The sequence below is a fragment of the Amycolatopsis xylanica genome, assembly GCF_900107045.1.
GTDB classification, from domain to species: Bacteria; Actinomycetota; Actinomycetes; order Mycobacteriales; family Pseudonocardiaceae; genus Amycolatopsis; species Amycolatopsis xylanica.
This window is the reverse complement of the sequence record NZ_FNON01000003.1, coordinates 533861-558934: the sequence shown is the minus strand read 5'-3', so window position 1 is coordinate 558934 and position 25074 is coordinate 533861. Positions and strand designations below refer to the sequence as shown.

The 25074-nt window shown below is 66.8% G+C and carries 21 protein-coding genes; 7 read left to right on the top strand and 14 right to left on the bottom strand.

Annotated features, from left to right (window positions below; all coding sequences use genetic code 11):
* Positions 1-29 precede the first annotated feature (29 nt).
* From BLV57_RS16260 to BLV57_RS16240, 5 genes are read right to left on the bottom strand one after another with little or no spacing between them, the layout of a single operon-like run.
* Positions 30-443 carry a DUF3224 domain-containing protein gene (locus tag BLV57_RS16260; protein WP_176968642.1) on the bottom strand — a complete coding sequence of 138 codons (414 nt, stop codon included), beginning with the start codon at positions 441-443 and terminating at the stop codon, positions 30-32.
* Between the two features lie 5 nt (positions 444-448).
* Complete coding sequence (locus BLV57_RS16255) at positions 449-1156, bottom strand: DUF899 domain-containing protein (protein ID WP_091289580.1); 708 nt, start codon at positions 1154-1156, stop codon at positions 449-451.
* A complete protein-coding gene (locus BLV57_RS16250; protein ID WP_218134823.1) occupies positions 1153-2577 on the bottom strand; it encodes a DHA2 family efflux MFS transporter permease subunit in 1425 nt (474 codons plus the stop codon). Before BLV57_RS16250 ends, BLV57_RS16255 begins: the two co-directional genes overlap by 4 nt.
* Entirely contained in the window at positions 2574-4412 is a 1839-nt protein-coding gene (gene asnB, locus BLV57_RS16245; protein WP_091289578.1) for an asparagine synthase (glutamine-hydrolyzing), read from the bottom strand. Before asnB ends, BLV57_RS16250 begins: the two co-directional genes overlap by 4 nt.
* Positions 4413-4425: 13 nt before the next feature.
* Positions 4426-5139, bottom strand: a complete 714-nt coding sequence (locus tag BLV57_RS16240) for a class I SAM-dependent methyltransferase (protein ID WP_091289577.1) — start codon at positions 5137-5139, stop codon at positions 4426-4428.
* A gap of 208 nt (positions 5140-5347) precedes the next feature.
* Here BLV57_RS16240 and BLV57_RS16235 point away from each other — a divergent pair, with 208 nt between their 5' ends.
* On the top strand, positions 5348-7261 hold the full coding sequence (locus BLV57_RS16235; protein WP_091289576.1) for a KedN5 family methylcobalamin-dependent radical SAM C-methyltransferase: 1914 nt from the start codon (positions 5348-5350) through the stop codon (positions 7259-7261).
* Positions 7262-7544: 283 nt separating this feature from the next.
* Here BLV57_RS16235 and desII read toward each other — a convergent pair whose 3' ends face one another.
* Positions 7545-8945 carry a dTDP-4-amino-4,6-dideoxy-D-glucose ammonia-lyase gene (gene desII / locus BLV57_RS16230; RefSeq protein ID WP_091289575.1) on the bottom strand — a complete coding sequence of 467 codons (1401 nt, stop codon included), beginning with the start codon at positions 8943-8945 and terminating at the stop codon, positions 7545-7547.
* Positions 8942-10138: an aminotransferase class I/II-fold pyridoxal phosphate-dependent enzyme gene (locus BLV57_RS16225; protein ID WP_091289574.1), complete on the bottom strand. Its 1197-nt coding sequence runs from the start codon at positions 10136-10138 to the stop codon at positions 8942-8944. The genes desII and BLV57_RS16225 overlap by 4 nt, the downstream gene beginning before the upstream one ends.
* 105 nt (positions 10139-10243) lie before the next feature.
* Here BLV57_RS16225 and BLV57_RS16220 point away from each other — a divergent pair, with 105 nt between their 5' ends.
* The 3 genes from BLV57_RS16220 (at position 10244) to BLV57_RS16210 (ending at position 13358) form a co-directional block, all read left to right on the top strand.
* Positions 10244-10957 (top strand): class I SAM-dependent methyltransferase, encoded by a 714-nt coding sequence (locus BLV57_RS16220; RefSeq protein ID WP_091290403.1) that lies wholly within the window; start codon positions 10244-10246, stop codon positions 10955-10957.
* A gap of 83 nt (positions 10958-11040) precedes the next feature.
* Positions 11041-12387 (top strand): nucleotide sugar dehydrogenase, encoded by a 1347-nt coding sequence (locus tag BLV57_RS16215; RefSeq protein ID WP_091289573.1) that lies wholly within the window; start codon positions 11041-11043, stop codon positions 12385-12387.
* A complete protein-coding gene (locus BLV57_RS16210) occupies positions 12384-13358 on the top strand; it encodes an NAD-dependent epimerase/dehydratase family protein (protein WP_091289572.1) in 975 nt (324 codons plus the stop codon). The genes BLV57_RS16215 and BLV57_RS16210 overlap by 4 nt, the downstream gene beginning before the upstream one ends.
* A gap of 648 nt (positions 13359-14006) precedes the next feature.
* Here the strand turns inward: BLV57_RS16210 and BLV57_RS16205 are convergent.
* The 5 genes from BLV57_RS16205 to BLV57_RS16185 form a co-directional block, all read right to left on the bottom strand.
* Entirely contained in the window at positions 14007-14714 is a 708-nt protein-coding gene (locus BLV57_RS16205) for a DUF899 domain-containing protein (protein WP_091289571.1), read from the bottom strand.
* 73 nt (positions 14715-14787) lie between these two features.
* Positions 14788-15720: an NAD(P)/FAD-dependent oxidoreductase gene (locus BLV57_RS16200; RefSeq protein ID WP_091289570.1), complete on the bottom strand. Its 933-nt coding sequence runs from the start codon at positions 15718-15720 to the stop codon at positions 14788-14790.
* A gap of 25 nt (positions 15721-15745) precedes the next feature.
* A complete protein-coding gene (locus BLV57_RS43270) occupies positions 15746-16162 on the bottom strand; it encodes a cupin domain-containing protein (RefSeq protein ID WP_176968641.1) in 417 nt (138 codons plus the stop codon).
* Between the two features lie 59 nt (positions 16163-16221).
* Positions 16222-16809 (bottom strand): flavoprotein, encoded by a 588-nt coding sequence (locus tag BLV57_RS16190; RefSeq protein ID WP_091289569.1) that lies wholly within the window; start codon positions 16807-16809, stop codon positions 16222-16224.
* A gap of 843 nt (positions 16810-17652) precedes the next feature.
* The gene (locus BLV57_RS16185) at positions 17653-19305 is read right to left on the bottom strand and encodes an AMP-dependent synthetase/ligase (protein WP_091289568.1); all 1653 of its coding nucleotides are present in this window, start codon (positions 19303-19305) and stop codon (positions 17653-17655) included.
* Between the two features lie 191 nt (positions 19306-19496).
* On the opposite strand from BLV57_RS16185, the gene BLV57_RS16180 reads away from it, so the two are divergent.
* The 3 genes from BLV57_RS16180 to BLV57_RS16170 are packed head-to-tail and all read left to right on the top strand — an operon-like array spanning position 19497 to position 23490.
* Complete coding sequence (locus BLV57_RS16180) at positions 19497-20954, top strand: MFS transporter (protein WP_091289567.1); 1458 nt, start codon at positions 19497-19499, stop codon at positions 20952-20954.
* A gap of 36 nt (positions 20955-20990) precedes the next feature.
* Positions 20991-22202 (top strand): YcaO-like family protein, encoded by a 1212-nt coding sequence (locus tag BLV57_RS16175; protein ID WP_091289566.1) that lies wholly within the window; start codon positions 20991-20993, stop codon positions 22200-22202.
* Positions 22195-23490 (top strand): TfuA-like protein, encoded by a 1296-nt coding sequence (locus BLV57_RS16170; RefSeq protein ID WP_091289565.1) that lies wholly within the window; start codon positions 22195-22197, stop codon positions 23488-23490. The genes BLV57_RS16175 and BLV57_RS16170 overlap by 8 nt, the downstream gene beginning before the upstream one ends.
* Before the next feature lie 2 nt (positions 23491-23492).
* Here BLV57_RS16170 and BLV57_RS42845 read toward each other — a convergent pair whose 3' ends face one another.
* On the bottom strand, positions 23493-24272 hold the full coding sequence (locus BLV57_RS42845; RefSeq protein WP_143047071.1) for a hypothetical protein: 780 nt from the start codon (positions 24270-24272) through the stop codon (positions 23493-23495).
* Positions 24269-24973: an excisionase family DNA-binding protein gene (locus tag BLV57_RS16165; RefSeq protein WP_091289564.1), complete on the bottom strand. Its 705-nt coding sequence runs from the start codon at positions 24971-24973 to the stop codon at positions 24269-24271. The genes BLV57_RS42845 and BLV57_RS16165 overlap by 4 nt, the downstream gene beginning before the upstream one ends.
* Positions 24974-25074 lie beyond the last annotated feature (101 nt).

The following is a 25074-nucleotide window of genomic DNA, read 5'->3' as shown; positions in this document are numbered from 1 at the left end:
TAAAGCCCGCTTTATCCCGCTGGGCCATGTCACAGGCCGGGGACGTGGTAGGTGAGGGTGTAGCGGACGACGCCGTCACCGGTGGTGGTGACCTTGCCGGACCCGGTCGCGCCGGCCAGCTCGCCGGTGCCGGTGCCGGGGACGATGTGCCAGTCGACGTCGATCGGCCCGCGCGGGCCGCGGGTGCCGGAGCCCTCCGTCATGAAGGAGCCCTGCTTGCCGCCGAGGCTGCCGACGATGCGCGCCATCACCAGGAACGGGCCGGTGCCCGAGGGGCTGATGCGCTGGAGGTAGGCGTGGTGGCCGTTGCCGTTCATCTCGCCGGTGTAGTGGTACTCGGTGATCGTGTACAGCAGCCGGGTGCCGCCGGGGTCCTGCGGACCCAGCTCGTGGTCGTCGTAGGTGACTATTTCGATGGTGCCCTCGGCGTAGCGGCCTTCCACGTCGATCACTCCTTTCCGGTGCGGGACGGCGAATAGAATCCGTCGCCCTGGCGGCCGAGCGGGGTCAGATCGAGGTAGTTGAACGTGCCGTTCAGCAGATCCGTGCCACGGGCATAGGTGGAATACGTGTGGTAGACGCGCTTGCCGCGCCGGAGGAACACGCTGAGCCCGTGCCAATCGCCGGGCCCGGTCAGCATCCAGTCGAGGCCGGCCGCTTCGAGTTCTTCGGCGGTGCGATAGTTGTACTCGATCGGGGCGACGTCGGCGTCCAGGCTCACGTGGAAGTCGTAGTTGAAGTCGCTGCCTTCCGAGGAATACCACGGGAAAACCCAGCCCATGCGTTCCTTGACCGGCGTGATCTCGGCCAGTGGCGCGCGGGCGACCGCGACGAAGGTGGTGTCGCGATCATGCAGATGGGCGAGGTGGCCGACATTGTCGGACAGCATCGTGCAGCCGGGACATAGATGATCCGAGCCGGGCGGCATCATGAAGTGATAGACGATCAGCTGTTTGCGTCCCTCGAACAGGCCGAGGAGCGAGAGCGGGCCGTCAGGACCGTCGAAGACGTAGTCCTTGTCGATCTCGACCATCGGCAGCGCGCGGCGCTCGGCGTTGACCCGATCGCGGACGTGGCTCAGTTCTTTTTCGCTCTCGAGCAGTTTCTTTCGGGCGACAGTAAATTCTTCCCGGGATACGACCTTCGGCGAATTCATCTCTCTCCACTTCGCGTTGGCTCCAAAGGAATTATCTTGGCAGGACGCGGGCGGGAAAGCAGGGTGAAAGTGACGACGACACCGAGAAGGGCGAACAGGACCACGACGCCGAATCCCGCGCGCAATCCTTCGGTGAGTGCGACCTTGGGTTCCGGGGAAGTCGCGAACGACGTGCTGACCGAGGTGACGATCGCGACGCCGATGGCGCCGCCGATCTGGAAGGCGGCGGTGTTGATGCCGGAGGCGAGTCCCGACTCCTGCGGCGCGACCGCGCTGAGCGCCGCGATCGACGCCGCGACGAAGCAGGCGCCCAGGCCGGGCCCGAAGATCACCAGCGCGACGAACAGGTCGCTCCAGTAGCCGCCGTCCGCCGCGATCGTGGTCAGCAGCAGGCAGCCGCCGCCGATCAGGAGCAGGCCCGCCGCGGCGACCGCGCGGACGCCGAACTTGGCGACCATGGACTGCGCGAGCGCCGAGCCGCCGATGTTGACCACGGTCATCGGGAGGAAGCCCAGGCCGAACACCACGGCCGAGTAGCCGAGAACCTGCTGGCCGTACAGGGAAGCGCCGAGCGCCATGCCGAACGCGGACGCGCCGAGCAGCAGCATCACCAGGTTCCCGCCGACCAGGCTGCGGGAGCGGAAGATCCGCAACGGCACGAGCGGCGCGTCGGATCGCCGCTCGACCAGCACGAAGATGCCGACCAGGGCCAGGGCGCCGAGCAGCATGCCGATCGTGACCGGATCGGCCCAGCCGCGTCGCGGTGCCTCGGCGATCGCGAAGACGGCCGCGACCAGCGCCACGGTGATCGTCAGCGCGCCGACCGGGTCGAAGGACCGCTTGCCCTCACTCGGCTTGCTTTCCCGCAGGATGCGCGGGCTCAGCGCCAGCAGCGCCGCGGCGACCGGGATGTTGATGAGGAAGATCCACGGCCAGCCCAGGAACTCGGTGATCGGGCCGCCGGCCAGCAGCGCGGCGGTCGCGCCGAAGCCCATGGTGCCCGACCAGAACGCGAGTGCCTTGTTGCGCTCGGCGGGCTCGGTGAACGTGGTCATCAGGATCGACAACGCGCTCGGCGCCATCAGCGCCGCGGACATGCCCTGCACGACGCGAGCGCCGAGCAGGATGCCGGCACTCCAGGCCAGCCCGCACAGCAGCGAGCTCACCAGGAACAGGAACGTGCCGATCATGAACACCCGGCGCGCGCCGAGCAGATCCGCCGACCGGCCGCCGAGCAGCAGCAGGCCGCCGAAGCTCAGCAGGTAACCGCTGAGCACCCATTGCATGCTGTCGCTGGAAAGCCCGAGGTCGTCCTTCATCGACGGCAGCGCCAGCGTCACGATCTGCGAGTCCAGCGTGATGAACAGGCTGGCGACGCACAACACCGCGAGCGCCTTCCATCTGCGAGGGTCCGTGCTCACAACGCCACCTCCGGCGAATACATGTCCCACCACAGCGCGAGATCGAGTGCCCGCTCCAGCGCGGCGCGGGACGCCAAGGTCGCCAGGGGCGCCTGCTCGGACACGCAGTTCTTCAGCCAGCTGTAGCTGAGCAGATCGAAAACCCGATGGCCCGGGTTGGCCAGCAGGGCGCGGGCTTCTTCCCGCAGTGCCTGTGCATAGGTCGGGTCCTGTGTGGACGGATACGGCGCCTTCTTGCGCTGCAGCACCGACCGCGGGAGCAGGTCGGCCGTCGCGGCACGCAGCAGGCTCTTTTCCCTGCCGTCAAAGGTCTTCAACGACCACGGCGTGTTGTAGACGTACTCGACCAGCCGGTGATCGCAGAACGGCACCCGCACCTCGAGGCCGGTGGCCATGCTGGTGCGGTCCTTGCGGTCGAGCAGCACGCGCACCCAGCGCGTCAGGTGCAGATGGCTGATCTTGCGTTGCCGCCACTCGAAGTCGCTCTCCCCGCCGAGCCGCTCGATCCCGGCGACCGCGCCCGCGTAGTTGTCGCGGAGATAGGCTTCGAGATCGAGGGCCTTCCGCGCGGCCGGGGTGAGGACCTGTGTGTCGTCGCCGAAGTACTCGGCCCAACGCACGAGCCACGGGAACATGTCCGCCTGCTGCACGAGCGGATCCCTGAACCACAGGTAACCGCCGAACACCTCGTCCGCCGACTCGCCCGAGATCGCGACCGTGGAGTGCCGCCGGATCTCCCGGAACAGCAGGTACAGCGAGGTGTCGATGTCGCCGTTGCCCGCTGGCATGTCCCTGGCGCGCAGCACGTGGCCCCGGATGGCCGGATCGGCGTGGTGCGCGGCGTCGACCACGATGTCCTGATGATCCGACCGGACCCACCGCGCCACCTCGTGCGCGAACGGGGTGTCGGCGTCCGGCCGGATCGTGTCGGCGACGAAACCGTCTGTCCGGCCCTCGAAGTCGACCGAGAAGCTGCGGACGACCTCGCCCGATTCGGCGAGCTGCCCGGCCGCGATCGCGGTCATCGCGGACGAGTCGAGTCCGCCGGAGAGCAGCGTGCACCGCGGCACGTCGGAGATGAGCTGGCGGCGCACGATGTCTTCGAGCAGCTCGCGGACCCGCGCGACCGTGGTGGCCTGGTCGTCGGTGTGCTCCTGGGTGCGCAGGCGCCAGTAGGTGTGCTCGCGAATTCCGGCGGGGCTGACCGTGACCACACTGCCCGTCTTGACCTCCCGCATGCCTTGCCAGAAGGCGTCGCCGGGGGTCTTGACGAACGCGAACAGCTCGCGCAGGCCGTCGGCGCCCACCACGTGCTTGGCGAGCGGATTGGCCAGGATCGCCTTCGGCTCGGAGCCGAACAGCACGCCGTCCGGGGTGGGGTAGTAGTAGAGCGGCTTGACGCCCATGCGGTCGCGGATCAGCACCAGCTTGCGCTCGGCCGCGTCCCAGATGGCGAAGGCGTACATGCCGTTGAGCCGGTCGGCGACGGCCTCGCCCCATTCGAGGTAGCCGCGCAGCACGACCTCGGTGTCGGACTTCGTCGTGAACCGGTGGCCGCGTGCGCGCAGCTCCTCGCGGAGTTCGACGAAGTTGTAGGCCTCGCCGGAATACACCGTCACGACCTTGCCGCGCGGCGTCTCGGCGCTCATCGGCTGCCTGCCACCGGGCAGGTCGATGATCGCCAGGCGCCGATGGCCCAGCGCGGCGTGCTCGTCGGCCCAGGTGCCCCGTTCGTCCGGACCTCGCGCGGCCATCGTGTCGGTCATCGCGTCCAGGATCGCCTGTTCCTGGCGTAGATCGCGGTCGAACGAAACCCAGCCGGCGATTCCGCACATGAGAGTGCTCTCCCTACTTGAGTACACCTAAGAACAGGCCGCGACCCTGAGGGCCGCCTTCGACGTATTCGACAGCGAAGCCCGCCTCTTCGAAGGCGGCTTCGTGCTCTTGCTGCGTGAACAGTGAAATGAGGATGCTCTCGGTGAAGTGGTGGATGCCTTCACCGGGACTCGCTACAGTGAAATGGATCCGGACGCGGCTCTTGCCGCCTTCGAGCGAGGAATGTGAGACGCGGGAAATGGTCCGGCCGCCGGTTTCGACGATGTCGCCGGTGACGTAACCGTCGAGGAACGTCGACGGGAACCACCACGGCTCGACGATCGCCACGCCGCCGGGCTCCAGGTGCGCGGCGAACCGCTTGAGTGAGATCGCGAGCTCGGCGGGGGTGTCGAGATGCCCGACCGAGCTGAACATGCACGTGATCGCGTCGAACCGGGAGCCGAGGTCGAACGTGCGCATGTCGCCCTGGGTAAGGGAAAGCTCCGGCGAGCGCACCCGGCCCACGGCGATCATGTCCGCGGACAGTTCGACACCCGCGACCCGGTCGAACTGGTCACGGAAGCTGCGTAGGTGCTCGCCGGTGCCGCACGCGACGTCGAGCAGGCTGGTGGCGTCGGGCTTGCGTTCCCGGATCAGTGCGGTGACCTCGGCCGCCTCCGCCACGTAATCCCGCCCGCGTCCCCGGTAAACGGGGTCCCAGACCTCGGCGACGTCGATGTCATACATATCCACACTCCGTTTCGCAGCGATCTCTCGGGCTCAAGGCTAGCTCCCACCGGGTGAGTTTCTTCTCCTTTGTTACCTTTTGTCCGCATATTAAGCACGTCCGGAGAAATTGTGGCCCGGGGCAGTGGTAATAGGCACCCACGGAGAAGTGGATTTCTTCTCGAATGACTACCGTTGTGCGCTGTTGGCAAGCAGGGAGGCCGAGAAGATGCTGCAAATCCGTCTGGTTCAGCAAGGTGCTTGGGACATGCCGGTCGACTCGATGCCGCTGGCCGTCGGCTATCTGAAGGCGGTGATCGACGCCGACCGCAGCCTGGACGGCGAGGCCGTCGCGGAGATCTGCAATTTCCGGGGTGGCCAGAAACTGCAGGAGATGGCGATGGCGCTGTTCGGCGGTGACATCCCCGACGTGCTCGCGTTCTCGGTGCTCGGCTGGAACTACCGCAGTTTCGGCGCGCTCGCCGAAACCTTCAAGCAGATCAACCCGCGCGGGCTCGTCGTGTTCGGCGGCAACCACGTGGCGTACCAGTCCGAGCGCGTCTTCCGCGAGATGCCGTGGATCGACGTCGTCGTCAACGGCGAAGGCGAGCACACCTTCCACGAGCTCACGCACTACCTGCTCGAGCACCGCGGCGAGGACTTCGACCCGGTCGACATCAAGGGCTTGTCCTACCGCCGCCCGGACGGCACCCCGTATTCCGCGCCCGACCGCGACCGCATCAACGACCTCGACGTCGTCCCGTCGCCGTTCCTGACCGGCGCGATCCCGATGTCCGACGGCGCGGGCAACTTCCGCTACGACGTCGCGCTGATGGAGACCAACCGCGGCTGCCCGTACAAGTGCTCGTTCTGCTACTGGGGTGGCGCCACCGGCCAGAAGATGCGGTCGTTCTCGACCGAGCGTCTCGCCGAGGAAGTCGACCTTTTCGGTTACCACAAGGCGCCGTCGCTCGTGCTCTGCGACTCGAACTTCGGCCTGCTCGAAGCGGACGAGGAATTCGTCGAGCTGGTCATCAAGACCAAGGAGAAGTACCGTTACCCCGAGGCGCTGATCACCAGCTGGGCCAAGAACAAGTCGGCCCGGTTCTTCAACATCGTGCGCAAGCTCAAAGAGCACGGCATGCAGAGCCTGTTCACGCTCGCGCTGCAGACGCTCGACGACGCCGCGCTGACCAACATGCTCCGCAAGAACATGAAGGTCAACCAGTGGGAAAGCCTGGTCGACTGGCTCGCCGAGGAAGGCCTCGAATGCTACGGCGAGCTCATCTGGGGCGCGCCGGGCGAGACGCCGGAGTCGTTCCTGGCAGGCTACGACCGGCTCGCGAAGAAGGTCTCGCGCATCGCGGTGTACCCGATGCTCCTGCTGCCCAACACGTCCTATGTGGAGCATCGCGAGGTGCACGGCTTCGTCACGATCCGCGGCGAGGACGACGACTTCGAGTACGTGCTGGCGAACAGGACGTCGACACTGGCCGAGAACCTGGAGATGCAGCGCTTCGTCTTCTGGGCCCGCGTGCTCGGCGAGCAGCAGTTCCTGCGCCACGTCTGGCAGCCGCTGTACGACATCGCCGGCGTCACCCAATCGCAGGCGATCCGCAGCGTCAAGGAGTACTTCGAGAAGTCGTCGGACCCGTTGGCGGTCGCGATGCTCAGCAAGATCCCGGTGCTCGCCGAATCACCCGCGATCGCTGAGGCACTGCGCACGCTGCACAGCCAACCCGAACTCCAGGACCTGGTCCGCGAATGGTGGCAGGAGGTCGCGGTCCCGATGTTCCCGGCCGAGTGGCGCAAGTTCGCCGCGGCGCTCTACGAGTTCGAGTCGTGGTCGCGGCAGGTCTACGTCATTCCGGACGGCGACCTCCCCAAGGGCTGGTACCTCTCGGAGCGCAACGGCCTCGAGTGGTACCAGAGCGACCTGGTCTCGCTGCCGTACGACATGCCCGCCGCGCTGGAGAACTGGGAGACCACGCTCGCCGACGGTCCCGTCGAAGAAGAGACCAGCTTCATCTTCGACGCCAGGCCGGGCTACTACCACAACCTGGACAACTACGAGATCGCCGCGCAGCACCTGGCGACTCCGCGCAAGACCGACGCGCTCGGTCTTCTGGGGCGCGCCAGCTGAGGTGCTTTGGACCGTGAGGGCCGCCAGGGAACCAGGACCCCGGGCGGCCCTCACTCTTTCCGGGATAAAGCGGGCTTAACTCCGGACCGGGATAAAGCCCGCTTTATCCCGCGAGACACCACAGTTGGCCTTCCGCACATCAATCGGCCCCACGTCGAGGCCCCCGTCACCAAGCCCGCCCTTGGTGACGGGGGCCTCAGCGTGGGCCGGACGTATGAAGGCTCCCTTCATCCAGCCAGACGTGGATGAAGGGAGCCTTCATACAAAAGCCCAATGCCCAGGCTCAGCGGAGGAACCCCCGAGAGGTGTGCCAGCCGTCGGCCATGTCGGTCTCGAGCTGGTTGAGGCGGGCGGTGAGCGCTTGGTCGAAGCCGTCGAGGAAGTACTCGTCGCCGTCGCGTGGCTCGATCCTGCGGTCGTCGGCCACGAACTTCGCGACCACGTCGGCCAGTGTCGTGCCGGGCTCGATCCGGCCCGCGATGTACCGCTCGGCCCCCTTGAGGCCCGGGAAACCCGCCTCGCGGTAGAGGTAGACGTCACCCAAGAGGTCGACCTGCACGCCTGCCTGGATGTGCGCGCCGGGCCGCATGGTCGACGGCTTGATCCGGATCAACTCGGCCTCGGTGCCGGAGCGGATGCTGTGCAGCGCGTACCCGTAGTCGACGTTCAGCGACGGAATCCGCGAAGCGACACGCTCGGCGAACGCGTTCAGCGCGTCCTGAAGCTCGGCGCGCTCGCCGGGCGGGAGCTTGCCGTCGGGCCTGCCGCTGTAGTCCTCGCGGAGGTTGAGGAAGTCGATCGGCTGATCGGGCGCCGCGTCGGACAGCTCGGCGATGAAGTCGGCCAGCCGCGTCAGCCGCGACGCGCGTCCCGGCAGGATGATGTAGCTCAACCCCAGCCGGACCGGACGTTCACGTGCGGCGCGCAGCTTCTGGAAGTTCAGCAGATTCGCCTTCACCCGGCCGAAAGCCTTGCGCTTGCCGGTGGTCTCCTCGTACTCCTCGTCGTTGAGACCGTACATCGAAGTGCGTATCGCGTGCAGGTCCCACAGCCCGGGCTGCCGCTCGAGCGTCTGCGAGGTCAGCGCGAAAGCGTTGGTGTACAACACCATCTTGAATCCACGACCGGCCGCACGCGCGATGAGCCCGCCAAGGCCGGGGTTCGTCAGCGGCTCGAGACCGCCGGAGACGTACATGGCGTAGGGATTGTCGTTCGGGATCTCGTCGATGACCGAGGCGAACATCGCGTTCCCGGCCTCCAGCGAGGAGTTCTCGTACCGGGCGCCGGTCACGCGCACGCAGAAGTGGCAGCGGAACATACACGTCGGGCCGGGGTAGAGAGCGACGATGTGCGGGGTCACCGTCCGCCGCTCGAGGATGTTGTCGATGATTCCCTTGCTCTCCAGCGGGAGCACGGTGTTCGACCAATACTTCCCGGCCGGGCCGGCGACCACCGCGGCGCGCAGTTCCGGCACCTGGTCGAACGTGTCGAGCAGGCGCTCGAACACCACGCGGTCGACGGCCAGCTCGCGCCGGGCGGTCTCGAGGGTGGTGAACGGGCTGGTGCCGTACTTGCGCGTGAGCGAGAGCAGCAGGTCCGCGTCGGCGACCGCGCGCGGGTAGGCCGTGCTCAGCAGCTCGCGCAGGGCGGCGCGCGGGTCGGGAGCGGTCCAGAACGCGGTCATGGGGTGTCCTTCCGTCGGGAGGTCACTGCGGCGCCGTGCGCGACCGCGAACCGGATGAGCGCGCAGACGCGCCTGATCTCTTCACGGGACACCGACGAACCGCTCGGCAGCGCGATCACCCTGGCCACCATCGCCTCGGTGTGTGGCAGGTGCACCGGCCCGCGCGAGCGGTACGGCTCCAGCTGATGGCAGGCGGGCGAGCCGATCGGGGTGAGCGCGATCGCGTTCTCGGCCTTGAGCAATTCGAGCAGCAGATCACGCGAAATTCCAGTGACCCGTTCGTCGACGTTCATGATCACGTACTGAAAGTTGTTGCTTTCTTCGGTGTCATGAGTGAAAAAGCTCAGGCCGTCGATCGGGCCGAGTTCGGCGAGATAAAGATCGTAATTGGACCTGTTGTGCCGCACGGTGTCGGGAAAGGCGTCGAGTGACGTCAGGCCCATGGCCGCGGCGGCCTCGCTCATCTTCCCGTTGGTGCCGCCCGCGTCGACGACGGTCTTCAGCCCCTTGCCGAAGTTGTGCAGCGCGCGCACCCGGTCGGCCAGCTCGGGATCATTGGTGACGACGGCGCCGCCCTCGAACGCGCCCGTCACCTTCGTGGCGTGGAAGCTGAACACCTCCGCCGCGCCGAAACCGCCGATCAGCCTGCCCTCGGTGGTGCAGCCGATCGCGTGCGCGGCGTCGAAGAACACCGGGATCCCGTTGTCCGCGGCCACTTTCTCCAGCTCGTCGACCGCGCACGGCCTGCCCCAGAGGTGCACGCCGAAGATCGCCGACGTGCGCGGCGTGATCGCCGCGGCCACCAGCTTCGGGTCGAGGCAGCTGGTCGCCGGGTCGATGTCGCAGAACACCGGCTCCAGGCCGAGCCAGCGCACGGCGTGCGCGGTGGCGGCGAAGGTCAGCGACGGCATGATCACCTCGCCGGTCAGCCCGGCGGCGTGCACCAGCAGCTGCAGCGCGACCGTGGCGTTGCAGGTGGCGACGCAGTGCGAGACGCCGGCGATCTCGGCGACCCGGTCCTCGAACTCCAGCACCAGCGGGCCGCCGTTGGACAGCCACTGGTTGTCCAGCGCCCAATTCAGCCTGTCGAACAGGCGCGCTCGATCGATCAGGTTGGGGCGGTTGGTGTGCAACGGCGTCAGGAACGCCTTCCGCCCGCCGAACAGGGCCAGGTCGTCGAGGTCGTGTTTCACGCTTGCCATGGTCCGCGCGCGCGAATCATGCCGCATCTCTGAGGTTGCGCGGACTGAGCATGCCGCGAGATGTGCCGCCGGGGCGCCGATGTGACGATCGATATCATGTACGGTGACGAATTCTCCGAAGTCTATGTGTCCTATTACGAAGGCCAGGGCAAGGATTACGCGGCCGAGGCTGAAGACATCACCCGGCTGATCCGCGAACGGACGCCGGGCGCCGACTCGCTGCTCGACGTCGCCTGCGGCACCGGCGCGCATCTGCGGCGGTTCAACCAGCTCTTCGCGCACAGCGAGGGCGTCGAACTGTCCGAGGGCATGGTCAAGTTCGGCCGGGTGCACTACCCGGAACTCACGCTGCACCAAGGAGATATGCGCGACTTCCACCTCGGCCGGAAGTTCGACGCCGTCACGTGCATGTTCAGCTCGATCGGCCACGTCGGCGGGCCGGACGGCCTCGACGCGACCGCGCGCTGCTTCGCCGAGCACCTCGTCACCGGTGGCACGCTGGTGGTGGAGCCATGGTGGTTCCCCGAGAACTTCATCGACGGTTATGTCGCGAGTGGAGTGTCCGAAGTAGACGGACGCAAGATGGTCCGGCTCTCCCATTCGGTCAGGGAGGGCGACGCCACGAAGATCACCGTCCACATGGCCATCGCGGACGCCGAACGCGGGCTCCGGCACGTGACCGAGGTCGGCCTGCTCTCGCTGTTCGAGCAGGCACGCTATGAAAAGGCGTTCGCACAGGCCGGAATCGACGCCGAATACGTCGAAGGCGGCCCGCTCGGGCGCGGGCTCTTCGTCGGAACCCGCCGCTGACGCCGAGCCAGGCAAGGCACAAGAAGCGGCGGCGCCGCCGACCGCACCAGTATCGAAACGGACACTATCGATTGGGGACGCACATGCGTTTTCTGTCCGGCCGCGAAAAACTTTCGGTGGCGGTCATCGGCTTCGGCTATGTCGGCTCGTGCATCGCCGCGACGCTGGCGGATCGCGGCTTCGACGTGCTCGCCGTCGACACCGATCCCCGGTTGCCGGAGGAGCTGGCCAGGGGGCATTGCCGGTTCCAGGAGGAGGGGCTGGCGAAACTGATCTTCGACGGCCTCGGCGCGGGCACGCTGCGGGTGAGCACCGACCCGGCCGGCCTCGCGGACGCCGACGTCGTGCTGATCAGCGTCGGCACCCCGGTGCTCGAAGACGGCTCGCTCGCCGACGAGCAGCTGCGCGCCGCGTGCGCCGAGCTCAGCCGTCACCTGCGCAAGGGCCAGCTGATCGTGCTCAAGAGCACGGTCCCGCCCGGCACCACCCGCGAAATCGTGCTGCCGCTGCTGGAGGAGAGCGGGCTGATCGGCGAGGTCGACTTCGGGCTCGCGTACACCCCGGAACGGCTCGCCGAGGGCACCGCGCTGCGCGAGCTGCGGACGTTCCCGATCGTCGTCGGCGGGCTCGGCGCGGAGAGCGCCGCGGCCGCGGCCGCGTTCTGGCGCGGCGCGCTGGGCGTCGAGGTGATCCCGCACGACTCGCTGGAGTCGGCGGAGATCGTCAAGCTGGCGAGCAACTGGTGGATCGACGTCAACATCGCACTCGCCAACGAGCTCGCCAAGTTCTGCTCGCTCTACGGCGTCGACGTGCTCGACGTGATCAGCGCGACCAACACGATCCCCAAGGGCGCCGGCAACGTCAACGTCCTGCTCCCGAGCGTCGGCGTCGGCGGCTCGTGCCTGACCAAGGACCCGTGGATGGTCTGGCGCTCGGCCGACCGGCTCGGGGTGGACATCAGGACGGCGGTGACCGGGCGCGAGGTCAACTCGGGCATGCCGGAGTACACCGCCCAGGTGATCGTCGACGAGCTGGTGACCCTCGGCAAGGACCCGGCGTCGGCCAAGGTCGCCGTGCTCGGGCTGGCCTTCAAGAACAACACCGGCGACCTGCGCGCGACCCCGACCCAGGGCGTCGCCGAGACGCTGGCGAAGGCGGGCGCCCAGGTCCGGTTGTACGACCCGCTGGTCGATCCCGAGCGCGTCGAGCAGATGTACGGCATCGGGCTCTCGCCGAGCCTCGAGGAGGCCGTCGACGGCGTGGACTGCATCGCCGTGCTCGCGCTGCATCGGGAGTTCGAAGGCATCGACTTCGCGGCGCTGCCGGTGGCCGGCGGCTGCCTCGTGCTCGACGGTCGTGCCTACTACAGCAAGGAAAAGATCGCCGAGCTGAGGTCGCTGGGCTACGCGTACCGCGGGATCGGCCGATGAGCCGCGCCGTGGTCACCGGCGGCTGCGGGTTCGTCGGCAGCCATCTCGTGGAGCGGCTGGTCGCGCGCGGCGACGAGGTCACCGTGTTCGACGGTCTCGCGCCAGCGCACCCGGTCGAAGGCGTCCGCTACGTCACGGGCGACATCCGGAACCTGCCCGACCTCGCCGGCGCGCTCGGCACGGGCACCGAGGTCGTCTACCACCTGGCCGCCGTGGTCGGCGTCGACAAGTACCTGTCGAGCCCGCTCGACGTGGTCGACGTCAACTTCCTCGGCACCCGCAACGTGCTCGAGCTCGCGCATCGCGCGGGCGCGCGCGTGGTGCTCAGCAGCACCAGCGAGGTGTTCGGCAAGAACCCCGCGGTGCCGTGGCGCGAGGACAGCGACCGCGTGCTGGGCGCCACGTCGGCCGCTCGCTGGTCGTACTCGACCTCGAAGGCGCTGGCCGAGCACCTGACGTTCGCGTTCGCCGCTCATCATGGGCTCGACGCCCGGATCATCAGGTATTTCAACGTCTTCGGCCCGCGCCAGCGCCCCGCGTACATCGTGAGCCGTTCGGTGCACCGCGCGCTCAACCGGCAGCCGATGGTCGTCTACGACCGCGGCGTCCAGACCCGCTGCTTCACCTACATCGACGACGCGATCGACGGCACGATCCTCGCCGCGACCCACCCGGCCGCCGCGGGCGAGTCGTTCAACATCGGCTCGATGACCGAGACGACGGTCGGCGAGGTCGTCCGGCTGATCGCCGAGCTCACCGGCGCCCCGGAGCCGCGCACCGAGGTCGACACGGCCGTCCGCGTCGGCCCGGCGTACGAGGACCTGTCCCGGCGCGTCCCCGACGCGACCAAGGCGCGCGAGGTGCTCGGCTGGACGTGTGAGACGACCTTGCGCGATGGCCTGATCAAGACGATCGAGTGGGCGCGTGCGAGCCAGTGGTGGCTGGACCTGCCCGACAGCGGTGTGGCCTAAGGGGTCGTGAGTGTTGCGGCCGGTTCTAACCGGCCTAAACACTCACGACCCCACCTGGTGGGGCGGGGGCTCCAGCCTGACAAGGCTTGCGCGAGTGGTACTTCTGCTCCGTTGGATGCAGCAGAGGTACCACTCGCGCGGGTGGTGCCCTGATCCGAGTTTGGTCGTGCAGCGAGGGGACCCCCGAGTGCTTACTACGCACTCAAGGGCACCCTCGCTTCGCTGCGCAACCACCTCGGACTCGGCCAAGGAAATCCACCGGCCAGCCTCGGTACACGCCATATCCGGCCTGCCCCTCAATAACCAGCCGCAACACTCACGACCACTTGCTGCGGCGGGGCTGTGGGCGTGGTCCGGCTTGGGTGAGGGAGGCCCTGACCCGAGTGGCTGGGTGAGGGAGGCCCTCACCCAAGCCGACCTGTATGAAGGCTCCCCTCATCCAAGTCCGGCCGTATGAGGGGAGCCTTCATCACGTGTAGGCGGATGAAGGGAGCCTTCATACAACCAGGCTGGATGAGGGGAGCCTTCATACAAGTCGGGCTGGATGAGGGGAGCCTTCATACAAGTCGGGCTGGATGAGGGGAGCCTTCATACAGCCCGGGACGGGACGCACCAAGACCAACAGCCACCCGCAAGAGCGCGCGAACCCTAGTACTCGTCGTGCAGCCGCCACCATTCCCCAGGCCCGGAGTTACTCCGCCCAGCAGGCAGCTCCCAGTGCTCTTGCCTGCCCAGCGGAGTCAGATCGAGATAGTTTGACGTGCTCGTCAGCAAATCCGTACCACGCGCATAAGTCGAGTACGTGTGAAAGACGTCCTCCCCGTCACGCAGGAACACGCTCAGCCCAGACCGGTCCCCGCTGATCTCAGGCGAACGCCGGTAGTTGTACTCGACCGGCTTCACGGACTCGTCCAGCGTCACATGGAAGTCGTAGTTGAAGTCACCACCGTGCGAAGAGAACCACGGCACGGTCCAGCCCATCCGCTCCTTGAAAGCAGCGAGTTTCGCGAACGGCGCCCGCGACACCAGCACCAGGTTCGTGTCACGCGCGTGCAGGTGCGCGAGGTGTCCAATGTGGTCGGTGACCTTCGAGCAGCCGCGGCAGCCCGCGTCCCAGTCCGGGTGGAACATGAAGTGGTACACGATCAGCTGGCGCCGTCCGTCGAACAGCTCGGGCAGGCCCAGATCACCGTCAGGACCGTGGAACACGTAGTCCTTCTCGATGCGTACCATCGGCAGCCTGCGGCGGTTGGCGTTCAGCTCGTCCCTGGCGCGCGTGAAGGCCTTTTCCTCCTCGAGGAACTTCCTCCTGGCGTCGAGCCATTCTTCCCGGGATACCACCTCGGGCAAGTTCATGGAAACCTCCGAAACGACGGAACCCGGGCCGACCGTCCACAGTGAACGGTCAACCCGGGTTTCCTGGCTGGTGCTACGCGGAACGCGGAGCGGTGTCGGTGAAGACCAGGTTCTTGTCGGACGCGATGCCCGCCATCATGCCGCTGGACACCGCGTTGGTGACGAACGGCATCGCCATCGGCAGCGTCGGCCGGTGTGCCATGTCGCCTGCCGCGTAGACGCCGGGGACGCTGGTCACCTGGAAGTCGTCGATCTCCACACAGCCGTCCGGGGTCATCTTGCAGCCCAGCTGTTCCGGCAGCTTGGACCGCTGCAGGTACTTGCCGACGGCGAAGATGCCGGTACGGGCGAGTGGTTCGCCCGACTCGAAGACGATCCGGTCCAGCCGCTCGTCGACGGCGTCGAGGCGGGCGATCTTCTCCTCGCGGACCGGGAGGTCGGCGTCGGCGAGCCTGCCGCGGGCCGTCTCGTCGATCTCGTCGCCTCGGCCGTCGGCGAGCAGCACCACGTCGGTGCTGAACCGGCGCAGGTGCAGCGCGAGCTCGATCATGATCGGGTCGTTGAACAGCACCGCGATCGGCTTGTCGCGGGCGTCCTCGTAGCCGTGGCAGTACGGGCAGTGGAAGATGCTGCGGCCCCACAGGTCCGCGAAACCTTCGATCTGGGGCAGGTCGTCCTGCAGGCCTGTCGCGAAGATCAGGCGCCGTGTCTGGACGGCCGAACCGTCGCCCAGCGTCAGCTCGAACCCGCCGTCGACCTGCTTGGCGTCTTCGACGCTCACGCTGCGGGTCTCGACGGTCGGGTACTGCTTGAGCTCGTCGCGGGCGATGGCACGGAACTCCGGGGGAGGCGTGCCGTCGCGCGTGACGAAGTTGTGCATGTTGGAAGCCCGCTCGTTGCGGTACTCACCGGAGTCGATCAACAGCGCGCGCCGGAGCGCGCGGCCGAGAGTGAGAGCAGCTGAGAGACCGGCCGGCCCCCCGCCGATGACGATCACGTCAAACACTGGGGTCTCCTCGAAATGGGGACGGCTAGTCGTCGGCGCCGGGCTGGCGTTCCGTCTTCAGCACGTGCAGGCCTTCTTCTTCCGCGTTGGCGGCGACGGCCTTGCTGGTCTTGTTCAGCTCGGCCTCGGGGCTGAACATGATGACCTCGGTGCCTGCCTGGTGCTGCGACGGAGCGTGGCCGGCGGGGGTGTAGAACGCGTCACCCGCTTCGTAGACCTCTTCGCCGTCGGCGGTCAGCACGGTCATCCGGCCCTTGATGACGTAGCCCCAGTGCGGGCACTGACACTGGTCCTGGGGCAAGCCCTTGAGCAGCTTGGTCGCGTCGATGTCCTCGTCGAAAATGGTGAAGTTGGCGGAATAACCCTCGAGGACCTCGTAGCGGTCCCTCACGGGGCCGAGTTCCTCGACCTGCGTGGCGCTGTTCCACGAAACCTTCGGCATGGCAGTAGCTCCTTCGTTCGGTCGATATCAAGAACGTTAGGGGCTAGGACATCCGAGGCTCATCTCTGAGCTTGCTGAATGCCCAACTTGTGCGCCGTGACGTCGGGCATCACGGTGCCGGGCACCGCGCCGACGCCGGAGCCGAGATCCCTGCTGGCGCGGGAAGTGTTGGGCGGCGGCTCGAGCACGAAATGCCCGTCACCGCGCAATGTGCCGATCGTGCGGCGCATCGAGGGGCTGTTCCACATCCACGCGTTCATGCACGGCTGGAAATAAATACCGGGTCCGTGTGCCAGGATCAAGGCCGTCACGAGGGTGTCCGCCATGCCGGACACGGCTTTGGCGAAGGTCGTCGCGGTCGTCGGCGCGACGATGAAGGTGTCGGTGCGTTCCAGGAGTTTCACGTGCAGGGGGACATCGGACCAGTCCGTGTCGGTGTACACGTTCACCGGAAGCTGTTCGCTCAGGAACAGGTTGCACGCGGTCGGCGTCGCCACGACGGTGACGTCGGGTGTGTAGGTCAAGGCTTCCTCGATCAGTTGCGCAGCCGACGTCGCACAGCTGGAGCCACAGACACCGATCAGCAAGGAGCCCAAGACCGAGCCTGCCGCGGACGCCGGCTCGATGGCGGTGGTGGATTGCGTCATCGAAGATTCCTTCGTAGAATGAAGGGGTGTTGCCGCGGGAACGGCAACACCCCAACAATCGCTTTAGCGTGCGAGAGCTACGATCAGTCGCAGGGCTCACCGGTCATGACCGACGGCGCGACGGCCGAGAGAGCGAACTCGACGGTCTCGGCACCCGCGGTGGCGAGCAGCTCGGCGTCGGAAACCTTGGTGATGTCGAACATGATGTTCTCCTTGATGTTGGGGCTTGCCTAAGTTCAATGATGCGTCATCCGGCTCGGGAAACCCCCTTCTGGATTGCTCCCATTAGGGAATAAGCCGGCGGTGGGAACGGTTGTGCTGCTGCGACGAAATCAGTCGCAGGGCTCACCGGTCATGACCGACGGCGCGACGGCCGACAGGGCGAACTCGACGGTCTCGGCACCCGCGGTGGCGAGCAGCTCGGCGTCGGAAACCTTGGTGATGTCGAACATGATGTCCTCCTGGAATATGGGGGTATCGCGGCAGAAGATCGGGTAAGGCTCACTCCTGGATAGCCGCCAGGAGTGCGTCTTGCGCGAACTGAAGATCAGTCGCAGGGCTCACCGGTCATGACCGACGGCGCGACGGCCGAGAGAGCGAACTCGACGGTGGCGGCACCCGCGGTGGCGAGCAGTTCGGCGTCGGAGACCTTGGTGATGTCGAACATGGATTCCTCCTGGTTGATGTGGTGAGCATTGCCCGGGGGGCTAGATAAATAATGCAGCCGCGGAACCGGGAAAACCACTCCTGGATTGCGGGTGGTGCGTACTGCTCCCCGGTCTGTCAACAAGATTGCCTTCCCGTTCACACCGTGGGAAGGCAATCTCGCGTTCGTGGGGCATATCAGCCGTTCGGCGCATAGAGCGCGTCGATTTCGGTCGCGTACTTCTCGGAGATGGCCGCGCGCTTGAGTTTCAGGTTGGAGGTCAGCTCGTCCCCGCCCGCCGCCCAGAACCTCGGTAGCACGACGAATCGCTTGATCTGTTCGATGCGTGAAAGTTTCAGGTTCCCGGCATGCACACTGGCCGTGATCTCCGCCAGCACGCGCTCGTCCTTGGCCAGCACGGCCGCGTCCACCGCGATGGCGGCTTCGGCGGCGAACGCGGCCGCCGCCTCCGGATCCAGCGTGATCAGCGCGACGTTGTACGGCCTGTTGTCCCCGACGGCCATCATCGGCCCGATCAACGGCGAGCCCGCCGAGATCGCGTGCTCGATGTTGCTCGGCGACATGTTCTTCCCGCCGGAGTTGACGATCAGTTCCTTCTTACGGCCGATGATCCGGTAGTTGCCCTCGTCGTCCACCGTGGCCAGATCCCCGGTGCGCAGCCAGCCGTTCGGGTCCAGCGCCTCAGCGGTCTTCTCGGGATCCTTGCGGTAGCCCCGCATCATCCACGGCATGCGTACCAGTAGCTCGCCGTCCTCGGCCAGCTTTGCCTCGGCGCCGGGAGCGAGCTGCCCGATAGTGCCGATCTTCGACTCCGACGGCGACGAGCCGGAGCCGAAACCGCACTCCGACATGCCCCAGCCGACGCTGACCGCCGCACCGAGCTTTTCCCAGAAGCCATAGACATGCTCAGGGATCGCGGCCGTGCCGGTGAGTGCCCACTTCAGCTTGTCGAACCCGGTCTTGACGCGGATCGACGCCAGGAACTCCGGGTCGCCCGCTTCGAACGCGGCCGCGGATTCGGGGTCTGCCAGCAGTTCCCGCTCGACGCCCGCCTTGAGTTTCTCCCAAGTCCTTGGCACGGCGGCGAAAGTCGTCGGGTGCAGCTCGGCGATCGTCTCCGCCAGCTTGCCCAGCTCGGCCAGGCAGGTGACCTGGCCGCCGCTGGCGATGGGGTAGTAGTGCCGGAAGAACCGGTCGCCCGAGTGGCTGGACGGGAGATAGGAGATCGTCGTGTCGCCCGGTTCCATCGGCCAGATGGTGGCCATCGCGTCGATCATCCGCAGCCAGCCGCGGTGGGTGTGCTCGACGCCCTTGGGCGGACCGGTCGTCCCCGAGGTGTAGATGAGGCACAGGAGATCGTCGGGCGTCACCGCCCGCCAGGTGGCCTCGAAATCGAAATCCGGGGCCGGCTCGAGGCGGTCCAGGTCGCCGTCCTCGACGACCAGCAAATGCTCGAGCGTGGCTCCGGAAGCCCGGATCTGGTCGGCGAATTGCCGTTCACAGACCATGATCTTCGTATCGGAGTGGGTGAGCAGATACTGGATCTGCTCCGGTGAACTCGTGTTGTAAATGGAAAAGGTGGTGGCCCCCAGATGGGAGGCCGCGACCTCGGTCAGGTTGAACTCGGGGCGGTTGGTCAGCATCGCGGCGAACGTGTCGCCCCGCCGCAAACCCAGCGCCGCCAAGCCGGACGAGATCCGGCGCACCTCGTCGCCGTACTGCTTCCAGGTGAGTTGAACTGTATCCCCAGGCGTGCGCAGCGCCACCGCGTCAGGGTGTGCCGCCACGGTCAGTTGGAATGCCTCAGGGAAGGTGCTGGGTCGCGACATTTCGTGGTCTCCTCAGCGTCTTCGGCTTTCCCATTATAGGACCGGGGCACCTCGGCGCATCTTCGAAAATGCTTTGGGCGGCTCAGCATTAGCGAAGAAAATATTCGAGAAGAAGCTCGGTAACGTTGTACCCAATCAGCGCCAGTTGGATCCTCACTTTCCGGTAACACAGTTATATTCAGGGAGATACGATGACGTCACCACCCGCACCCACCCGGCAGTGGCTCGCACTGGTGCTGTTGGCCATGACCCAGTTCGTACTCGTCGTGGATACCGCGATCGTGATCATCGCCGCCCCCTCGATGGAGAAGGTCGGGTTCTCCCAGGAAAGCCTGCCTTGGGTCACCAACGCCTACGCGCTCGCGTTCGGCGGCCTGCTGCTGCTCGGCGGCCGTGCCAGTGACATTCTGGGCCGCCGCCGCATCTTCATCGCCGGTTTGGCGCTGTTCGCGGTCGGGTCGCTCGCCGGCGCGCTCTCCACCGCCCCGCTGTGGCTGATCATCGCCCGCGTGGTCCAGGGGATCGGCGCGGCGCTGGTCTCGCCCGCCGCGCTCGCGTTGGTCATGACCCTGTTCACGGGGGAGAAGGAACGCAACAAGGCGCTCGGTGTCTGGGGTTCCGTGGCCGCCGCGGGCGCCGCGACCGGCTACGTCTTCGGTGGCCTGCTCACCGAATGGTTCGGCTGGCAGTCGGTGTTCTGGGTCAACCTGCCGATCGTCGCCGTCGTCGTGCTGCTGGCCCCGCGCCTGCTGCCCGAGGCGAAGGACCCGAGCCACACCTCGTTCGACCTCGCAGGCGCCGTCACCGTCACCGGCGGTGTTTCGCTGACGGTGTACGCGTTGTTCAATGCCGGCACCAGTGGCTGGGGCAGCGCGCAGACGCTCGGCCTGTTCGCCGGCGCCGTCGTCCTGCTCGCCGCGTTCGTGGTGATCGAGTCGCGCAGCAGCAACCCGCTCATCTCGCTGGGCATCTTCCGTATCGCGTCACTGCGCAATGGCAACGGCCTCACCTTGCTCACCCAGGGCGCGGTCATGCCGATGTTCTTCCTGCTCACTCTGTACGTGCAGCACGTTCTCGGCTTCACGCCGCTGCAGGCAGGCCTGGCCCAGATGCCCGCCGCGCTGTGCTTCACCTTGCTGGGCACGCATGTCGGCAACCTGGTCAGCAAGATCGGGTTCCGCATCCCGGCGACCGTCGGCAGCATCATCGCCGCGGCCGGGCTGTACTGGCTGGCGCAGGCGGAGGTGGGCGGCAATTACTTCGCCGACGTGTTCGGTCCGCTGACCGTCACCGCGATCGGCGCCGTGCTCAGCGTCGTCGCACTGATGATCGCCGCGACCGCCGAAGCGCCGGCGAGCAGCGCGGGCCTGGCTTCCGGCTTGGTGAACGTCACCCAGCAGCTCGGTGGCGCCATCGGCCTGGCGGTGCTCAGCTCGATCGCCGCGATGTCCACCGCACGGTCGGCCGAGCGCGGGAACGACGCCCTCACCTCGCTCACCGACGGCATGGACACGGCTCTGACGATCGGCGCCGGTATCGCCGTCGTGACCGGTCTGCTCGCCGCGGTGTTGTTCCGGAAGAAGTCCCGGCCCGCCGAAGCGGCAGACTCGGGAAGCGCGGTCGCGGAGAACGAAGGCGCGGTCGCCTGACGCACGGAATTCCCCCGTCGCTCACAGGAATGGACAATGATGGTTACTCAGGTCGCGCCGAGCGGTGGCCCGGTCGTACTCCCCGGCACGTTGCGGGACCGTTCTCCTGAGGACACCTGGGAGCTCGTGCGGCCCCGGCTGGGTGCCTATGGCATCACCAGGGTCGCCGAGCTGACCGGGCTAGACATCGTCGGCATGCCGGTGTTCATGGCCGTCCGGCCGCTCGCCACCACGGTGGGGGTGAGCCAGGGCAAGGGCGCCACCCCGCTGCTGGCGCGGCTGTCGGCGGTCATGGAATCCATCGAGATGTCCGTCTGTGAGCGGTATTTCACCACTCCCGACGCCTTCGTCGCACTGGCCGCGGATCTCGATCTCCCCTACGCCACAACGGAGATCACGCCCACGGACCGATCGGTCATCTCCGATCGCTTCCCGCTGAAGTGGGTGCCCGCCGTGGCTCTGGGCGACGGGTCGCCGACCTTCGTCCCGCTCCGCGCGGTCGCCATGGACGGCATCGCGGACGGGACGTGGCGCCCGCCAACGCAGTTCTGTTCGGCCAATGGGCTGGCCAGCGGCAACAACCTCGCGGAAGCCACGATCCACGCGCTGCTCGAGGTCATCGAGCGGTTCTCGACCGCGGGCATGGCGAAAACGTCCATCCGGCAACGGAAAGTGCTGGATCTGGAGACCATGCCCGCCTGCTGGAGCCGTGATCTCATCGAGCATCTGCACGATCTCGACTTCTGGGTGGAGGTCGTCGACTGCTCCACCGTGCCGGGTGTGTCGACGTTCGCGACCTTCGTCTGGAGTCCCGACATGCCCGGCCTCTACGCCGGATCCGGGAGCCACTTCCTGCCCGAGATCGCCGTCCAGCGCGCACTGACCGAGTCGGTCCAGAGCCGCATGTCGGTGATCAGCGGAGCTCGTGAGGACATCGGCATCAGCGCCTACCGCGGCGTCCGCTACCCCGTGGCGCCGGTGACCGTCGAGCCGAACCACACCTGGGACGCCATTTCCCCGCCCGCCCTGGGCCCGGACGTGCCCAGCGCCGAAGTGCTGGCCTGGCTGGCCGCCCAGGTGAGCATCATGTCCGGCCGCCCGGTGCTGCGCGTCGACATGAGCCCACCCGGCGAGCCTTTCGCCGTCTGTAAGGTGGTCGTGCCCGGCCTGCCCGAAAAGCTCCACGAGGCGAGCGAGGACCTGCCCCGCTACCCCGACCCGGAAGACAGGAAGCCGGCGCATGCCTGACACCCAGACGATCCACGTCTTCGCCGGACCCTCCCTGTCCGGTTCCGCCGTGCTGGAACTCGACGGCGTCTGCGCCCATCCCCCGATCGCGCACGGCGACCTCTACCGTCTCAAGCTGAACGAGGGCGACTCCGTCCTCATCGTCGACGGCATTTACCAGCACACGGCCCCGGTGCGCCACAAGGAGATCCTCGCACTGCACGCGGCGGGCGTCCCCATTTACGGAACGGCGAGCCTCGGCGCACTGCGCGCCACCGAGCACCAGGGCCACGGCATGACCGGCGTCGGCACGGTCTTCGGCTGGTACCGCGACGGCAGGCTCATCTCGGACGCCGACGTGGCACTCACCCACGGCGACGCCGACGTCGGCTACCGCGCCTTCACCCAGGCCTTGGTGAGCATCATCAGCGTCACCGACCGCCTGGTCTCCGCAGGCCGGCTGGACCAGGCCGACGCCGACGCCGTCGTCGACCTGGCCCGCTCACTGCATTTCAGCACCCGCACGAACGGCGCACTCCAGGCGGCCGCGGCCAAGCAAGGCCTGGCCGACCAGATGCGCCTCGCCCTGTCCGAGCTGCACAGCGACCGCCTCGGCGACATCAAGCGCCTCGACGCCGAGGCCGCGATCCACGACCTGCTCGCAGGGACCGTGACTCCGCCCGCGACCGTCGACGTCCCGCTCACGACGTGGCGCAAGGAGTGGAGCCTCCAGCACACCCCGGCCACCTCCGACCCGGCAGGCCCGACCCTGCGCCAGGTCCTCGCCTTCGCCCAGCTCTTCCTTCCCGATTTCCCGGACCGCCACACCGCGCACGTCCTCGCCAACCTCACCCCCGAGTACCCCGAGGTCGGCGACCCAGCGTGGCAGGAAGCCCTTCCCCCGGAAGAACTCGTCCGCCGCGGCATCCTGTCCGCCGACGAACTGGCGACCCTCGACCAGGACGCTCTCGCCACTCGCGTCCTCGTCCGCACTTTCCGCCGCCGTTCAGGCCGCCTGGTCTACGACGAGTTCCCGCCCGATCTGGCCGAATTGGCCGACCAGAGCGCGAGGCTGCTCGGCTTGACCAGCCAGGCGATTCAGCTCAACCCGAACTTCCACCCCGGCGACATTCCCTCGGCCGAGCTGGACAAGACGTTCGGCGAGCTGTGGGGAACCGCGGAATTGGTGACCCACGTACTCGACCGCGGCTTCCGCTCACCCGAGGAGTTCCGCGAGCAAGCCCGGCCGTATTTCATCGCGGCCCGCGCCTTCGTCGGAATGCGTTCGACACCGTCAAAGGTCGCGTAGCTTCACCGTTGTCGCAGTGTCTCCCACATGAGGTGCGCACTTGCCGCATCGGTGACCGTTCGCCATGCGGAATGTTCCCGATCATCCAAAGGCGATGCCGCTTCGAGAAGATCGCCCAGTTGACCGGAGGTCCGGCTTTCGAATTCGTCAGGGTCTTCGAGGAGGCTGGTCAGAAACGCGATGTCCTGGAGATGACGTGACGTGAAGGAGCGAGCCGGGCGTTGCCGGCTCTCGTCCTGGAATGCACAGCACTTGATGCCGATTGCGTGGGAAAGATCGGGTATGGGAACCAGCGCACCGCGATCTTCGTAGTGGACTTCGACCAGCACCCTGTTACGCAGCGCGCGCTGGCCGCCGAAAACCTCGATCGTCCGCCCAGGCGGTGTAGTGGTGAGGTCTGGCTTCGGTTTCAGCCCCGCCGGAGCCAGAATGTCAACGGTCTCGCCTGCTGGGCCGTGATATCGATGGGTGGCGCCTTCCGGGCTGGCGGGATCGACTTTGTAGGCAAGTCCTTTGAGTACGCTGACGGCATCTCGCAGACACTCCGGAGCGATGGCCAGATCGAACAGCACGTCGACATCGCTGGTGACACGCCTGGGAGTGCTTCCTGCGACCGCGCCGTGCAAATGGACCATTACGCCACCGATAACGACATGTGCCGGTGGAAGATGTGCTGCCAATGTCATCAATCCCGGCCACAAGAACGTATCCACTCCACCGGCCAGCCGCGGCAACTCGGCTGTGCCGAGCACAGGCAGTTTTGGCCAGCGAGAAACGATCATCGACGAAGGATAGCCGCCCGCCTCAAAAGTTCTTTGGCGGCTTGCGTCGAGCGTTCGTCGCCGGTGTCCAGCAGGTCCGCCGCCGCCACGGCCGGAGGAGCGATGTCCGGCAGCGTGACCTGATCAACGATGGGACCGGGCACCACTCGGAAAGTGACATTGGGTGCTTCGGAATTCCATCGGATGCCGCGAGCGCCGCGCAGCTCGTCGAAGATCTTTGGTGAGACATACAGTTCGCGTCGATGATTTTCATCGGAGACCAGTTGAGCGCCATGAGCTACTCCGGCTTCCAAACCCCCGACGCAGACGGCTTTGCGGTTAAGAAGCTTCTTAAGCGCGGCAGGAAGCATTAGTGCCTCGTGTTTTTGCGCGCGTGCTGACAGCAGCCGCGGCCATTGCTCCGGCGGGCGCCGAACGTACCTTTGTGCGCGTACCTGTTCGGAGGAGGAGAGCCAAGTCGGCCGCAGACCCGACATCTGCCACATGACCGCCCAGGCCATCCGTGGCGACCACGGGCGTCCGGCTTGCGGCCGGACCACATGAGTCCGGTGCCACACCGAGTCTGAACGCACCAGCAGCTCACGTCCTGGCTGAACCGCCTCCAGGCGCCCCGCCGCGATGAGTTCGTAGACGTGTTCAGGCGCGACCTCCAGCCTGGACGCGGCTTCTCGCACTGACAACCAGCCCGGCAGTCGCTCCATCGTAACCCCTCTGATCAGCTCATACTTACACAATACCCCATGAGTCAAGGGGTATTGTGTAAGTATGAGCTGATCAGGGCCCTGCGGCGACTACCTCACGA